The sequence below is a fragment of the Pseudorhodobacter aquimaris genome (assembly GCF_001202025.1).
Lineage (GTDB): Bacteria > Pseudomonadota > Alphaproteobacteria > Rhodobacterales > Rhodobacteraceae > Pseudorhodobacter > Pseudorhodobacter aquimaris.
This window is the reverse complement of the sequence record NZ_LGHS01000062.1, coordinates 1-15,135: the sequence shown is the minus strand read 5'-3', so window position 1 is coordinate 15,135 and position 15,135 is coordinate 1. Positions and strand designations below refer to the sequence as shown.

The following is a 15,135-nucleotide window of genomic DNA, read 5'->3' as shown; positions in this document are numbered from 1 at the left end:
CTTAGCCCTTTCCAAAGATGCGATTTTCGGCCTAGCCTAGCCTTATCTTTGTTAAAACGCTTTCTTTTTGATAAGGTTAGCGCTAACATGTGCGCAATCACAGCTAATGAGGTCAGCCATGACATTGAACAGCACGATTGACCGGGTCACCGACCGCATCCGTGAAAGATCCGCAGACCTGCGAGGCGAGTATCTGACACGAATGGCGGCAGCCGTCGACAAGGGCCCTGCGCGGGCGCATCTGTCTTGCGGCAATCAGGCCCATGCCTATGCCGCGATGACCGCCGACAAAGATGCGCTGGTCGCTGAACGTCAACCCAATCTGGGTATCGTGACGGCTTATAATGACATGCTATCGGCGCATCAGCCCTATGAACGCTATCCCGACCTGATCCGCGATGCTGCCCGCCGCGCCGGTGCCACCGCACAAGTGGCCGGCGGCGTGCCTGCCATGTGTGACGGCGTGACCCAAGGCCAGCCCGGCATGGAGTTGAGCTTGTTTTCGCGCGATGTGATCGCCTTGGCGGCAGGTGTGGCGCTATCGCATAATGTGTTTGATGCGGCGCTTTATCTGGGGGTTTGCGACAAGATCGTGCCGGGGCTGATAATCGCGGCGGCCACCTTTGGCCATATCCCGGCGGTCTTTGTGCCTGCGGGACCGATGCCTTCGGGTATCCCGAATGATGAGAAAGCCGCCGTGCGCAACGCTTTTGCCCAAGGCGAGGTGACCCGCACCGAATTGATGGCCGCCGAGATGGCCAGCTATCATGGTCCCGGCACCTGTACCTTTTACGGCACCGCCAACACCAACCAGATGTTGATGGAGTTTATGGGGCTGCACCTGCCCGGCGCATCTTTTGTCAATCCCGGCAACGGGTTGCGCGATGCGTTGACCGGGGCCGCAGTGGAACGCGCAGCGTCAATCACAGCGCTTGGCAACAACTTCACCCCAGCGGGCGAAGTTCTGGGTGTGCGCAATTTTGTCAACGGGATGGTCGGACTGATGGCGACGGGCGGCTCGACCAACCTCGTGCTGCATCTGCCTGCGATGGCGCGTGCCGCCGGTATTGTACTGGACCTTGAGGATTTCGCCGATATCTCCGAGGCGGTGCCCTTGATGGCCAAGGTATATCCGAACGGGCTGGCCGATGTGAACCATTTCCACGCGGCGGGCGGGCTTGGCTTTATGATCGGGGAATTGCTGGACGCAGGGCTTTTGCATCCCGACACCAAGACAATTCTCGGCACGGGGCTTGAGGCTTACCGCAAAGAGCCCAAGCTGCAAGGCGATACGCTGGTTTGGGAGGATGGCGCGCGCGCCTCGCTCAACGAGAAAATCCTGCGTCCGGCGGCGACGCCCTTTGCCTCTGTCGGCGGGCTGAAACAGCTTGCGGGCAATCTGGGACGTGGGGTCATCAAGGTTTCCGCCGTTGCACCCGAACGTCATGTGATCGAGGCCCCTGCCCGCATCTTCCACACCCAAGAGGCCGTCAAAGCCGCCTTTCGTGCCGGAGAGTTCACCTCGGACACGATCGTTATCGTGCGCTTCCAAGGCCCCCGTGCCAATGGCATGCCTGAATTACACTCGCTGACGCCGGTGCTTTCGGTGCTGCAGGATCGCGGCCTCAAGATGGCGCTTGTCACCGATGGTCGCATGTCGGGCGCCAGCGGCAAAGTGCCTGCCGCCATCCATGTCTCGCCCGAGGCGGCCTGCGGTGGCCCGCTTGCCAAACTGCAAGACGGCGATATGATCCGGCTGGATGCCACGACCGGCGTGCTGGAGGTGCTCGACGTTGATCTTGACAGCCGCAGCGATGCCGTGGCCGATCTTTCGGGCAACGCGCATGGGATCGGGCGCGAACTGTTCGAAGTGTTTCGCCAGAATGTTGGCCCCGCAACCGACGGCGCGCGGGTGGTCTGACACCCCTGCCCCCCACCCTAATAAAGGACACCCCAATGACCCCTGCCGAACAATCGCTTCGCTCTGCTAAAATCTGCCAGTTGGCCCCTGTGGTGCCGGTGCTGGTGGTCGATGACCTGACCCGCGCCGAGGGGCTTGCGCGCGCTTTGGTCAAAGGTGGCCTGCCTGCGCTGGAGGTCACATTGCGCACCGCCTGCGCGCTGGATGCGATCCGCGCCATGTCACAGGTCGAAGGTGGCGTGGTCGGTGCAGGCACATTGCTGACCCCCGCCGATGTAAAGGCCGCCAAGGAAGCAGGCGCGAAATTTGGCGTCTCTCCGGGGGCAACGCCACGGCTGCTGGAGGCTTGTGCGGAATATGAGCTGCCGCTGCTGCCGGGTGCCGCCACCGCGACCGAGGTGATGACCCTACTGGAGCTGGGCTATACCGTGCAAAAGTTTTTCCCGGCAGAGGCATCCGGCGGCGCGCCCGCGCTGAAATCCATTGGTGCGCCGATCCCGCAGGTACGCTTTTGCCCGACCGGCGGCATCGGATTGAAAAACGCCCATGATTATCTGGGGTTGCCCAATGTGATGTGCGTTGGCGGCTCTTGGGTGGCACCACCCGCGATGGTTGCCGCCGGGGATTGGGATGGCATCACCAAGCTGGCGGTTGAAGCGGCCGCCCTCTCCTAACCGCGATCACGGGTATATCCCAAGCGTGCACCCCGCCCGCCCTTGCGCTTTGCAGGTGGGGGGGGCGCCAGCGCTGCTTGCAAAACCCCCGTCATCGGATGATCGGCGCGCCCGTAATGGGCCAAAAGCAAGCGCAAGGCCGCAGGCGTATCCGCGCCAAAAGCCACGGAAAGCGCCCAATCCATAAAGATGGATTTGCACTCATCGAGGGTGATCCCTTCTATTCGGTAGCTTTCGCGGATCAGCCCCTTTGGGTCGGCCTGCCCAAGGTCCATCAGCGGCGCAGTCTCGGTCGATGACGCCATCAGCCCTTTCCTCCCAGCACACGGTTGATCACTTCGGCAGATCCTGCAAGCACCTTTTCCAAACGGGAAAGCAGCGCCGCCTCATCCTGCTGATCGGTTTCGCGCAGCAAAAATGCCCGCGCACCGATGCCCAGCCGGTCCATATCCAGCGCCTTATCGGTCAACAGGCGCGATGCGGCCTGTAACCGCCAGCACAGACGATATGCGCCCAGCACGGCTTGCTCATCGGATGCGGACAAAAGACCCGATTTTACACCGACCCGCAACTGTGCCTCTACCCGTCGCGCAGGATCACCGGCACGAAGCGCCCCGGTTTGCGCCAAAAGCTCTATGTCCATCAGGCGGCCGGGGCCGTTTTTGGCGTCCCAATCATTGGCGGCGGGCTTGGCCGTGGCCAGACGGGCGCGCATATCCGCCACATCCGCCAGCACGGTTTCCCCCGTACCTTTGGTCGTCAGAACCTCACGGCGCAAATCCTCGAACTCGGCGCGCAGACTGGCATCACCGGCAAGGGTACGCGCACGGGTCAGGGCAAGATGTTCCCAGGTCCATGCCTCTGCCATCTGGTAGTTGCGAAAGGAGTGGATCAAGGTCGCCACCGGCCCTTGCCGCCCCGAAGGCCGCAGGCGATATCCACCTCATAGAGCCGCCCTTCGGGCAGTTGCGCGGTCACGGCGGTAATCATCGCCTGCGTCAGACGCGCAAAATAGGGCCGGATCCCAAGCGGCTTCGGCCCGTCACTGGCCTCGTCGTCACCGGCATCATAGATCACGATCAGATCGAGATCGGAGCCCGCATTCAACCGACCCGCCCCAAGGCTCCCCATCCCCAAAAGGATCGCGCCCCGTCCCGGCGGTGCCCCGTGTTTTTGCGCAAATTCCGCCTCGACCACCGGCCAGAGTGCTGCCAGACAGGCCTCGGCCAAATCGGCATATTGCTTGCCAGCCTCAAAGGCGTCGACCAACCCACGCAGGTGATGCACCCCGACGCGGAAATGCCATTCCTTCATCCAGCGCCGTGTCGCATCAAGCTTGCGTTCATAATCCGGGGTTCCGGCCAGCACCGCGCCAAGCTCGGCACTCAGGGCGGCCGTACCGGGCCAAGCGGCAAAAAAGCTGCCGCCAAGCACTGCATCGAAAACCGAGGCATTGCGCGACAGATAGCGTGCAAGCGCGGGCGATGTGGCAGCGATATCAACGATCAGGTCAATCAACTGCGGGTTCGCCTCAAAGAGCGAGAAAATCTGCACCCCCGCAGGCAGGCCCGCAAGAAAGCCGTCAAAGGCAATCAGCGCCTCATCCGGGTTGGCGGCCCGTTGCAACCGCGTCAACAACCCCGGCTTGACCCGCCGGAAAATCGTGCCCGCGCGTTCCGTGCGCAAGGCCTGATAGCTGTCCCAGCCGCGCACAATCTCATCGGCGCTTTCGGAAAGCTCCGGCCCCTCTTCGACCTCGGAAGGCGCAAAGAACCCTTCGGTCAGGTAATCCGTGCGCTCCAGGCGATCAATCAGGGCGCCGCGGAAAGAGGCATCCTCTTGCCCGCAAAAGGCCGCTATACGGGCCACGCCCTCGGGCGTATTCGGCATGTCATGGGTTTGCGCGTCATTCACCATTTGCAGGCGATGTTCCACCTCGCGGTGGGCACGGTAGAGGGTGATCAACTCCGATGCCACCTCTGCGGGGATCCAGCCCTTTTCGGCCAGCGCGGTCAGGCTTGGCACGGTTTCGCGGCCCCGCAGATCGGGGTCACGCCCGCCGGCAATCAACTGGCGGGTCTGGGTGAAGAACTCGATCTCGCGGATGCCGCCTACACCCAGCTTCATGTTGTGCCCTTCGACCACAATCGGGCCGTGCAGGCGGCGGTGATCGCGGATGCGCAGGCGCATGTCATGGGCGTCCTGAATGGCGGCAAAATCCAGATGTTTGCGCCAGACAAAGGGTGTCAGGGTTTTCAGGAACCGCTCCCCCGCCGCCAGATCACCGGCACAGGGGCGCGCCTTGATCCATGCGGCACGCTCCCATGTGCGACCCACGCTTTCATAATAGCTTTCGGCAGCAGCGAAAGACAGACAGACCGGCGTGACCGCCGCATCGGGACGCAGGCGCAAGTCGGTGCGAAACACATATCCCTCGGCGGTGCGGTCGCCCACAAGGGCCGCCATCTTGCGGGTGACGCGGATGAAGGCCGCGCGTGCCTCGGCGGCATCCTCGGGATAGAGGGATTCGTCAAACAGGCAAATCAGGTCGATGTCGGAGGAGTAATTCAGCTCCCCCGCGCCCATTTTCCCCATGGCAAAGACTACCATCCCCGCAGCCGTCACGGCATCCTCTGGCTTGGCACCCGGAATTTTGCCGCGCCGGATCTCCTCGGCCACAAGACGCTGCAACGACAGATCTACGGCGCGGTCAGCCAATTGCGTCAACGCGCCGGTCACTGCCTCTAACGGCCAGACACCGCCCAGATCGGCAAGCCCTGCCAAAAGGGCAATGCGGCGTTTTGCGCGGCGCAATCCGGGGCCAAGATCCGCCAGTGTCAAAGCGTCCAACGCCGCCAGCTCATCGGCCAAAGCCGCTTCGGGGGGCTGCATGAGTGCCTCACAAAGCCAATCGCCCTCGCGCTGCATCAGGTCCCAAAGATAAGGGCTGCACCCCGCTGCGCCGGTCAGAAGCGGCGCGAAATCGGGGCCGAGCCCCGCAAACCGGGCCGCAGCCTCATCCGCAATCGCGGGATCGAAGGGGAAGGGATGACGGGTGATACGGGGGGCAAAGGCATTTTCCATAGGCGCAGAATGGCGGGGCTTTGCCGCGTGGTCAACGGACGAAACGCACACAGCACGCGCCAATATGATCGCTTATCAGGTCATTTTATTCACGAACTTCAATTTAATATCAATGTCTTGGCGACATGATGTGCGCATCTGCCGAAAAAAATGTAAACCAGTTTAACATGAGGTCTTGTAATTGCCTGCCCGAGGGGCAATCTTAATAATGTAAAACAAATAAACATTGAACCATGGAGAGTGCAAAATGTACGACTCGACCAACCAAAACACAGCCGGTGCCTTGTTGTACTGGCCTCGCCGCGTCGAAAGCTGGCTGGATGCGCGTGGCAAAGGGGCCTGGATCGCCGCAATGGTGCTGGCCTTTATCTTCGTCTGGCCATTGGGCCTCGTCATTCTTGGCTATATGATATGGAGTAAACGCATGACCAAACCGACCCTTTGCCGCCACAACAGACAAGACCGCTGGGCCTCTACGGGCAACAGCGCATTTGATGCCTACCGCGATGAAACCATTCGTCGGCTCGAAAACGAGCGCAGCGCCTTCGAGGCCTTCCTGAAACGATTGCGCGATGCCAAGGACAAGCAGGAATTCGATGCTTTTATGGAAGAGCGCACCAAGGCGAATCTGCGGCCGACAGATGACAAAGATATCGCGGCCTATTGATTGATTGCCCGCAGCTCCCCATTTGGGGGGCTGCCCCTTGAAAGGACAGATATGATGTATGCAAACACGCTTCCCGACCCGGAATATCAATCCGAGTTTTATGAGGGGGTCGCCCTGAAACGCGGCTTGGCGTGGATTGTCGATACCATTTTTACCGCACTTATCACCGCGCTGATCGTGCCCTTTACGGCCTTTACAGCTCTCTTTTTCTTGCCGCTTTTGTATCTGACGGTAAATTTCGCCTATCGCTGGATGACGATCTCAGGGAAATCCGCCACCTTTGGCATGCGCCTTGCCGCGATCGAATTCCGCCGCGCCGATGGTCGCCCCTTTGACAGCGGCACGGCAGCATTGCACACCCTTGGCTATGCGCTCAGCATGGCGTTCGTCTTACCGCAGGTTCTTTCGGTTATCATGATGGTTTTCGGACCCAGGGGTCAGGGGCTAAGCGATACGGTGCTGGGAACCGTCGCAATCAACCGGAGCGCGCGCTTCTAGGTCGGCGGACATAACCAGAACAATGACCTCACCTCGCACAAAACAACGTGAAAACCGTCCCAACTCAGGAATTAACTAAAATTCTATCCTTGGCGACCCGGTTATGCCTTGCTAGTCTACGCCTTACATTCATGATCTTGCCGGAATACAATGCGCCACACCCTTCCTCTCGCGCCGCAGTTCTACGTGACGGCACCGCAGCCTTGCCCCTATCTTGAGGGGAGGATGGAGCGTAAGCTTTTCACAGCGCTGCAGGGTGAACATGCGCAAAAACTGAATGATTCACTATCCAAGCAAGGCTTCCGCCGATCGCAAAACGTGCTTTACAGGCCCTCTTGTGCGGAATGTTCAGCCTGTATGTCGGCGCGCATCCGTGTGGCCGACTTTGTCCCGACGCGGACCCAGCGCAAGATCTTGCGTCGCAATGAATCCCTTCAGCGCAAGGCCACAAGCCCTTGGGCCACCGAAGAGCAATTTGCCCTTTTTCGCCGCTATCTGGAATTTCGTCATGCCAAGGGCGGGATGGCGGATATGGACATATTTGAATTCGCCGCGATGATTGAGGAAACCCCGATCCGCAGCCGTGTCATCGAATATTCGGAGGCCAATGGCACCGGCCCGGCAGAGCTGTCAGCCGTCTGTCTGACCGATGTCTTTGATGACGGGCTGAGCATGGTTTATTCATTCTATGCGCCGGATTTGGTCAAACGCTCGCTTGGCACCTTCCTGATCCTCGATCATATTGAAATCGCACGAGAAACAGGTCTGCCATTTGTCTATCTTGGCTATTGGGTGCCGGGCAGCAAGAAAATGGGCTATAAGTCCGGCTTTACAGGGCTGGAAATTTACAAAGCCGACACGTGGCAACCCATCGGCAACCCCGAAGATCACAACGCCGAGCTTAACCCGCTTTCGGTGGACCCCATCGCAGAGCAGGTCGCCCGCATCAATCTGCCCGATGGTCGCAGCACCCTTGAGGCGCCGCCTTCATTTTCATCCGACCGCCGCACCGCCTCGGACGATCTTTAAGCCTGATTTCAGCCATCCCAGATATGAAAAAGCGCGACCAAAGCCGCGCTTTTCTGAATATTGATGTCGCCAAACTTAACGCTTGGAGAACTGGAAGCTCTTACGGGCTTTGGCCTTACCGTACTTCTTACGCTCAACAACACGGCTGTCGCGGGTCAAGAAGCCTGCGGCTTTCAATGCTGCGCGCAGGGTCGGATCATAAAGCTGCAAAGCTTTGGAAACGCCGTGCTTTACCGCACCAGCCTGGCCCGAAAGACCACCACCGGCAACAGTTGCCATCACGTCAAACTGACCTTCAACGCCAGCGACCGAGAACGGCTGGGCAAGGATCATCTGCAAAACCGGACGGGCGAAATATTCGGCCATTGGTTTGCCGTTGACCACAACCTTGCCGGAGCCGGGCTTGATCCAGACGCGGGCAACCGCATCTTTACGCTTGCCGGTTGCATAGGCGCGGCCAAGCTTGTCACGAACAGGCTCACGAACAACAGCGGCAGGGGCTGCTGCTGCGGGCGTGTCAGCAACGGCGGATTTCAGATCGTCAAGGGATTTGATATCGGACATGCTCAGGCGCTCCGCGTGTTCTTGGGGTTCATCGACGCAAGGTCAAGAACGGTGGGCTGCTGGGCTTCATGCGGATGCTCGGCACCTGCGTAAACGCGCAGGTTTGTCATCTGCTGTGCTCCAAGGGAGTTACGCGTGATCATACGCTCAACCGCTTTGGTCACAACGCGCTCTGGGTGCGCACCATCAAGGATTTGTGCCGCGGTGCGGAACTTGATGCCGCCCGGGTGACCTGTGTGCCAGTAGTAACGCTTGTCTGCGCGCTTGTTACCGGTCATCTGGATTTTGTCGGCATTGATCACGATGACATTGTCACCCATGTCCATATGCGGCGTGAAAGTCGGCTTGTTTTTACCGCGCAGGATATTCGCTACGATGGTAGCAAGACGGCCCAGAACGATGCCTTCAGCGTCGATCAGGATCCATTTCTTTTGAATATCCGCTGGCGTTGCGGAGAAAGTTTTCATCGTACACCCTTTAAAGTGTTGTGGGGGGAAGCCCCCTTATGTCTTCGATGGCGTCTGTATCCTTTAAGCGGCGCATACAGTCAAGGCATCTGGGCCACAAATTACAATGCCAAAACAAATGCTTAAAAAATAGGTATCATGATACCCCACGCAATCAACGCAGCTTTGGCGGCTTGGTCGGGTCCATACCCGGTGCTGCGGGTTTGGGCGGTTCGGTCACAGCGGGCTCTGGCATATCGAAACGATGGGCTACACGTGCCATACGCTCTGCTGCGGCCCTGCCTGCCGCGTCACCGATATCAAGGAATGTCACATCCATCTCACCGGCCTCGACGCCGGAAAAGGTCAAGGCCTCACTCGCGGCGCGGGTAAGGGCGGTTTGCGCCCCCGGCGCGGCCCCGACAAAGGCCAGCATATGCCCCTGACGGCCATCGTCATAGCGAACAGCCACCAAAAGCGCTGCCTGCGCAAGGCCACCCGCCCGCGTCAGCTTGCCCTCGATCGCTTGCATCAAACTGGCAGGCAGACCGTGCGGCACCTCAAAGGACACAGGCCGCGCGCTAACATCAACAGGGCTGTGTTCCAATGTTTGCGACAGCCACGAAAGCGCCTCGGGCGCGACCAAGAACTCTGCCTCACCCAAGCCCAGATTGATGCCAAGCGCCACATTCTGCCCGGCCAGTTGCGCCGCAATCACGCGCCCCGGCAATTCGGCATAGGGCACCGGCGCATCGGTGGCCGCCCCCATCCGTTCCTCGCTGTCATAGGCAAGCACGACCGAACCCTCATCCAGATCCAGCACAACAGGGCGGATATTGCTGCCGACGGCCTCTTCTTCCAGCACCAGATACAGCATGCCATCAGCAAGCCGCGCGTAATAGCGCAGGCGTGCCGCCTCATCCTCGGGGTGGGTCGTCATCGCGGCATGGGCCGCATCCAAACTTTGCGCGTCAGTCATAGCCACTCCGTTTTTATCCTCAACTGTCCGAATAATCCCAAGCCCCGCAAGGAACAAGATGCAAGGGCGGCACACCTGCAGCATTTTATCGCGCTGCAATTGCGGCCGGATACGCGCAGACCTATGAATGGAAGAAATTGTTACACAATCACAAGGCTGCCGCCCCCGTGACCCCTGCATCCCCCCGTCTGATCCACTACGCCACAGCCCTCTTGCTTGGGGCTGCAACGGCAACCCTTGCTGTAAACACGGCACCGGGAGTTTATTACGATATCATCCAGTGGCTGCCATTCGACAGTGATCCGCTGCACCGTCTGCGGCTGTTCTATCCGGGGTTCACGCTGGCGACTTTAGTATCCTGCTTGCTGATGCCGATCTTTATCTTGCTGATCAGCAAAGAGCTGTGGGAAGCGCTGGTACAGGAAAACGGCCCCCTGAGTGGGACGCGGGCGGTGGCACCGCTGGCGATGGTCGCGGGCGGCATGGCGGTATCGGCCGTGCTTTGGCAGGTCTTGACCGCACGATGGGAAACCGCCGAAGAGGCCATTGGCGCAAATGGCTGGGTCATGCCCTTTGGCAGCGATATGGTGCTGGCCTTCGTATTTGGCCGGATGATCTTTGGCCGCGGACATCCCGCCCTTCAGCTTTTGCTGTTCTTGTGTATATCGGACGGGCTGGCGGGGATGGTTATCGGTGGTTTCGCCGCCCCTATCGAGGGCAAGCTGCGGATTTTATGGCTTATCGTTCCGCTTTGTGCTGCCAGTTTCGGCTATTTCCGCCTGACGCGCCCGCTGCACAATGTAAATTTGACCGAGCGTGAACGCCAACGCAAATCGCGCCTTTGGCCGTGGCTGGTTCTGGGACTGATCAGCTGGATCGGGGTGTCCGCTGCCGGACTGCCGCCTGCGCTGGGGCTGTTGCCGCTGCTGCCTGCGATCGCACATGGCACCCGCAGCTTTGGCCTCTTTGCCGAGGCTGAGGGCTATTTGACCGATCCGCTGAACCGGCTGTCCAATGCTCTGATGGGGCCTGCGATCCTGATCCTGTTCTTGTTCGGGTTGACGGCCGGCGCGCTGGACTTTGCGGCCTTGGGTGCCACCAGTTTTGTAACGCTCGGGGCATTCTGGCTGGGCAAGCCTGCGGGGATTTTGCTGGTCGCCCTGGGTCTTCGGATCATCGGGCAGCCGCTTCCTAACACCCTGAATATGCGCGATATTGCTTTGGTTGCGGGGTTGATGGGCATCGGCCTCACGTTGCCGCTGATACAATTGCAAACCGCCCTGCCCGGCGGCGCGATGCAAGAGGCCGGGCGGCTTGGTCTGGGCATGACAATCCTTGCTGGCCCCGCATTGGTTTTGCTGGCCCGCGCCTTGCCGGAACGCAACACTCAGCCCACCCCGCCGCGACGCCATTAACCTTGCCGATATAAGCCGGAAACGACATAATACCAACGGTAAGCCGGCAATGGTCCAACCGGGAGGGTTCAGGCCAAGGCTAGTTATGAATCCTTAACCAAATCAGCATATTCCGGATTGAACCGGAACAGGGGCGTATACTGAAAGCAGGTCGATGATCGCGTTCGAAAATGTAAGCAAATCTTTTTGGACCGGCCAATCCCGCAAGGTTATCCTTGATCGGGCCTCATTTACGGTGGAACTGGGTAATTCGCTTGGCATTCTGGCACCAAACGGGACCGGCAAGACAACGCTTATCAACATGATGGCAGGCCTGGAAAAACCGGATGAAGGGTCGATTATCCGCACATCTCGCATATCCTTTCCTTTGGGGTTCATGGGCGGGGTGATGAACAAGCATAGCGGCACCGAAAATGCACGCTATATCGCGCGGCTATACGGGCTGGATCCCGACTATATGGAGAGTTTCTGTCGCTGGCTGGCCGGGATAAACGAATATTTCGACATGCCGGTGGGGACTTATTCATCTGGCATGCGGTCACGGTTCTCATTTGCCCTGATGCTGGCGCTGGAATTCGACTTTTATCTGATCGACGAGGGTATGCCCTCCACGGGGGATGTCGAATTTAACAGAAAAGCCGGCGCGATTTTGCGTCAACGCCTTGAAAACGCAACAGTCATCGTGGTGTCCCATCAGGCAGCCACGTTGGAAAAATTCTGTCGCTCTGCGGCGGTGCTGCGCAACGGGCAGCTTTATATGTTTGAAACCCTTGAAGAAGCGAAACGTCTTTATGACTACGAAGCTCACAGCTAAGCGGTTCCGCATCCGCCGCCCGGAATTTCCGCCTGCCCCCGTCGAGGGGGATAAGGGTCTGTTCGATAACGCCGATGACGGTTTTGGGGACAATAAATTTCCGACCGCCACCCCTTCGACAACCCAAACCTCTGTTACACATGAGGGCGACGACGAGGCCTTGCAAGAGATCAAGCGCGAGGGGTTGACCGGCCGACAGCTGCGCATGGCCCGCAAGCTTGCGCGCAAACATGATATGCCCGCCACCAGCGATTATGACGCGGTGCGTCTGCTGCGCGCGGCGAATATCGACCCGTTCAAACGCACAAGCATGCTGGACCTTGTGACCTCTGACGGGCAGCCGGTTCAATCCGATACATCCCACGCCCTGGCAAATGTGCCCAAAGATGACGGATCAAAGCTGCCGCAGACGATCAAGCCTGTTCAGCTGCCCTCAACCGCGGCGCGGGCAGAGACAAGCCATGCAGCCGAGATCATGAATATCCAGCGGGATTTATCGCGTCGCAGGCGCCGGAAATCGATGCTGTTGATCGCCAGGCTGGTCTGCTTTGTCTTGCTGCCCACGCTTGTCACCGGTTGGTATTACTACATGGTTGCGACCCCGCTTTATGCCACTCAGACCGAATTTGTGATCCAGCAATCGCAAAACCCCACCTCTGGCGGGGCGAGTGGGTTGGGCGGCTTGTTGCAAGGCTCCCCCATGGCCACATCACAAGATAGCATCGCAGTACAGGGGTATTTACAATCACGAGAGGCAATGCTGCGCCTCGATGAAGAACATGACTTTCGCGCCCATTACAGCGCCAAAGACATCGACCCTATTCAGCGGCTTGCACCCGACGCAACCTTGGAAGCTGCCTATAAGCTTTATCAGCGCAATTTCCAGATTTCCTATGATCCGACCGAAGGTCTGGTAAAAATGGAAGTTATCGCAACCACACCAGAGAAATCTGTCGATTTTGCCCAGGCCCTCATCGAATATGCCGAAGGTCAGGTCGATCATCTGACCCAACGCCTGCGCGAAGACCAGATGCGTGGCGCACGTGAAGGGTTTGAAGAAGCGCAGACCAAAATGATGGAAAGCCAGCGCAGCGTGGTAGACCTTCAAGAGAAGTACAAGGTTCTGTCGTCTGAAGTAGAGGTGTCTTTGATCACCAACCAAGTCGGTCAACTCGAAACCCTTCTAAGCCAGGACAGGCTTTCGCTCCAGCAAATGAAATCCAACAGCAATCCAAACCCCGCGCGCATGGAACCGCTAGAGCGCCGGATAGAGGCGCTGGAGACCGAAATCGCGCTCCTCCGCGGCAAGTTGACCGAAAGTATGGACGGAGAGGACTCCCTGCCGCAAGTGCAAAGCGCCTTGCTGATGGCCCAAGCAGATGTGCAGACCCGGCAGTTGATGCTTGCCCAGGCCATCCAGTCAATGGAAACCGCCCGCTCAGAAGCGAACCGGCAGACCCGCTATTTGTCCCTATCGGTGAAGCCGATCATGCCTGATGAACCCAGCTATCCCCGTGCATTCGAAAGCACATTGGTCGCCATGCTGATTTTTGCCGGGATATACCTTATGATCTCCATGACTGCCGCCATATTGCGAGAGCAAATGTCTGCATAAAATGAGCATCCAATGCTTCTGCGATGCAGCGGGCAGCTTTCCCCTACAGCCATGCGCCTACTGCAACTCGGCCTTGTGGCATTGGCTGTTTATACTTTAGCTGCGGTGCAGCATACTCTTTCTCAAGAACACAGAACATCTACCCGTGAAGGAGTAAATCATGGCTTATATCACCACCGCAAAACCAATCGGTTCCGTTTTTGCCATCGCAGCTCGTCCATTTCAGGCAGTCTGGAACTTTCTGATCATGTTGGCAGAAGCTAACCCGCGCATGAAGCAGGTTGACAAGCTGAGCCAGGAAACCGATGAGCAATTGGCTGCGCGCGGCACCACACGCACCAAAGAAATCCAGCGCCTTTTCGGTGTGCACCTGCATATGTGATTGACGGGCCAAAACGTATAAAGTTTGTACTTAAGAGAGAGACTCACAACGCAGTCGTGAGTCTCTCTGTACAAAAATTATATTTTTACCCTCCACAATGTCAAAGTTTTAGCCGTGCAATGTCGATAACATTGCACGGCCATACTTAATGGAGGGATCCTCTCTCCAATTTTAGAAGATGCGCTCTGTTTCGGAAGCTATTTCACGAAAGTAGAGGCCTTCGGTTGCCGAGTTTTATCAGCCGGATGAGCGGGAGAATTAAGGCGAACATAATGTCATTGTTCAGCGGGTGCTTGCCTGCACCCGCCAACAGGGAATGCGTCGCTCTACAAACGGCAGGCAAAGTATAGTGGCATGCGCTTTTGGCCCTGTCGCGTTTTGATGCTCTTACTTTGACAAAATTTACTGCACCAAAGGAGACTGGCTATAGGACTGAAACGGACGAACGAATTCCGCCGGGATGCGTTGCGGACCGCACGGGCCAGCGGGCTTATGCGCAAGCAGGTGGCAGATGATTTGGGCGTTGGCATGTCGACGCTGAACAAGTGGATCAAGGCGCAGATGTGCTGTCGAAAGACGAGTTAAAACGCGCCAACGGGAATGACCGGCTTCGGCGCGAGAACCGTATCCTCAAGGAGGAGCGGGAAATTTTAAACTAAGGAGGGACAGAAAACCGTCTGGGGGGTTGTTTTCCCGGCGAAGGCCACAGTGTTCTTTGCGATCCAAAAGCCGTGAGGTTTAGGTTCATCAAAGAGCATCAATCTACGTTTTCCACCCGGCGTATGTGCCAAGTGGCGCAGGTCAGATCGCGTGGATTGCGGGCCCTGCGCGGCCGTCACGCCAATCGCAGGCAACGGACTGACTTGGTCACATTTGCACATATCAAGGAACAGTCTCGACTTAGCCTTGGTCGCTACGGCAGGCCACGGATGACCGAAGAGCTGAAAAGAGATTGGTCTGAATGTCGGTCATAGTTGCGTTGGCCGCTTGATGCGTCAGAACGGCATAGGTCACGACAGATAGCGATCATAAGGTCAACATTGCGCC

Annotated in this window: 13 protein-coding genes and 2 pseudogenes; 10 read left to right on the top strand and 5 right to left on the bottom strand. The window is 58.3% G+C overall.

Annotation, left to right across the window (positions count from 1 at the left end; genetic code table 11):
* Positions 1–118 precede the first annotated feature (118 nt).
* Positions 119–1,921, top strand: a complete 1,803-nt coding sequence (gene edd / locus AKU94_RS10965) for a phosphogluconate dehydratase (RefSeq protein WP_050527318.1) — start codon at positions 119–121, stop codon at positions 1,919–1,921.
* A 35-nt stretch (positions 1,922–1,956) separates the two neighbouring features.
* A complete protein-coding gene (eda, locus tag AKU94_RS10960) occupies positions 1,957–2,595 on the top strand; it encodes a bifunctional 4-hydroxy-2-oxoglutarate aldolase/2-dehydro-3-deoxy-phosphogluconate aldolase (protein ID WP_050527317.1) in 639 nt (212 codons plus the stop codon).
* Here eda and AKU94_RS10955 read toward each other — a convergent pair.
* Both AKU94_RS10955 and AKU94_RS10950 read right to left on the bottom strand, forming a co-directional pair.
* Positions 2,592–2,900 carry a hypothetical protein gene (locus AKU94_RS10955; RefSeq protein ID WP_232295753.1) on the bottom strand — a complete coding sequence of 103 codons (309 nt, stop codon included), beginning with the start codon at positions 2,898–2,900 and terminating at the stop codon, positions 2,592–2,594. The two genes, eda and AKU94_RS10955, sit on opposite strands and share 4 nt — an antisense overlap.
* Positions 2,900–5,679 (bottom strand): annotated as a pseudogene (locus AKU94_RS10950) ([protein-PII] uridylyltransferase family protein). Before AKU94_RS10950 ends, AKU94_RS10955 begins: the two are co-directional and overlap by 1 nt.
* A 247-nt stretch (positions 5,680–5,926) precedes the next feature.
* Here AKU94_RS10950 and AKU94_RS10945 point away from each other — a divergent pair.
* The 3 genes from AKU94_RS10945 (at position 5,927) to AKU94_RS10935 (ending at position 7,873) form a co-directional block, all read left to right on the top strand.
* Positions 5,927–6,346, top strand: a complete 420-nt coding sequence (locus AKU94_RS10945) for a DUF2852 domain-containing protein (protein ID WP_050527316.1) — start codon at positions 5,927–5,929, stop codon at positions 6,344–6,346.
* Positions 6,347–6,397: 51 nt separating this feature from the next.
* A complete protein-coding gene (locus tag AKU94_RS10940; RefSeq protein ID WP_050527370.1) occupies positions 6,398–6,844 on the top strand; it encodes an RDD family protein in 447 nt (148 codons plus the stop codon).
* A 150-nt stretch (positions 6,845–6,994) separates the two neighbouring features.
* Positions 6,995–7,873: an arginyltransferase gene (locus AKU94_RS10935; RefSeq protein WP_050527315.1), complete on the top strand. Its 879-nt coding sequence runs from the start codon at positions 6,995–6,997 to the stop codon at positions 7,871–7,873.
* 75 nt (positions 7,874–7,948) lie between these two features.
* Here AKU94_RS10935 and rpsI read toward each other — a convergent pair whose 3' ends face one another.
* From rpsI to AKU94_RS10920, 3 genes are all read right to left on the bottom strand, one after another.
* The gene (gene rpsI / locus AKU94_RS10930; protein ID WP_050527314.1) at positions 7,949–8,437 is read right to left on the bottom strand and encodes a 30S ribosomal protein S9; all 489 of its coding nucleotides are present in this window, start codon (positions 8,435–8,437) and stop codon (positions 7,949–7,951) included.
* A 2-nt stretch (positions 8,438–8,439) separates the two neighbouring features.
* Complete coding sequence (gene rplM, locus AKU94_RS10925; protein ID WP_050527313.1) at positions 8,440–8,904, bottom strand: 50S ribosomal protein L13; 465 nt, start codon at positions 8,902–8,904, stop codon at positions 8,440–8,442.
* 154 nt (positions 8,905–9,058) lie between these two features.
* A complete protein-coding gene (locus AKU94_RS10920) occupies positions 9,059–9,862 on the bottom strand; it encodes an SseB family protein (RefSeq protein WP_050527312.1) in 804 nt (267 codons plus the stop codon).
* Positions 9,863–10,029: 167 nt separating this feature from the next.
* Between AKU94_RS10920 and AKU94_RS10915 the strand changes: the two genes are divergently transcribed.
* From AKU94_RS10915 to AKU94_RS19730, 5 genes and pseudogenes are all read left to right on the top strand, one after another.
* Positions 10,030–11,277 carry a Na+/H+ antiporter NhaA gene (locus AKU94_RS10915; RefSeq protein ID WP_050527311.1) on the top strand — a complete coding sequence of 416 codons (1,248 nt, stop codon included), beginning with the start codon at positions 10,030–10,032 and terminating at the stop codon, positions 11,275–11,277.
* A 154-nt stretch (positions 11,278–11,431) separates the two neighbouring features.
* Positions 11,432–12,091 (top strand): ABC transporter ATP-binding protein, encoded by a 660-nt coding sequence (locus tag AKU94_RS10910; RefSeq protein ID WP_050527310.1) that lies wholly within the window; start codon positions 11,432–11,434, stop codon positions 12,089–12,091.
* Entirely contained in the window at positions 12,069–13,706 is a 1,638-nt protein-coding gene (locus AKU94_RS10905) for a capsule biosynthesis protein (RefSeq protein WP_050527309.1), read from the top strand. Before AKU94_RS10910 ends, AKU94_RS10905 begins: the two co-directional genes overlap by 23 nt.
* Before the next feature lie 160 nt (positions 13,707–13,866).
* Positions 13,867–14,088: a hypothetical protein gene (locus AKU94_RS10900; RefSeq protein ID WP_050527308.1), complete on the top strand. Its 222-nt coding sequence runs from the start codon at positions 13,867–13,869 to the stop codon at positions 14,086–14,088.
* Between the two features lie 426 nt (positions 14,089–14,514).
* A pseudogene (locus tag AKU94_RS19730) lies at positions 14,515–15,135 on the top strand (IS3 family transposase); the annotation flags it as partial.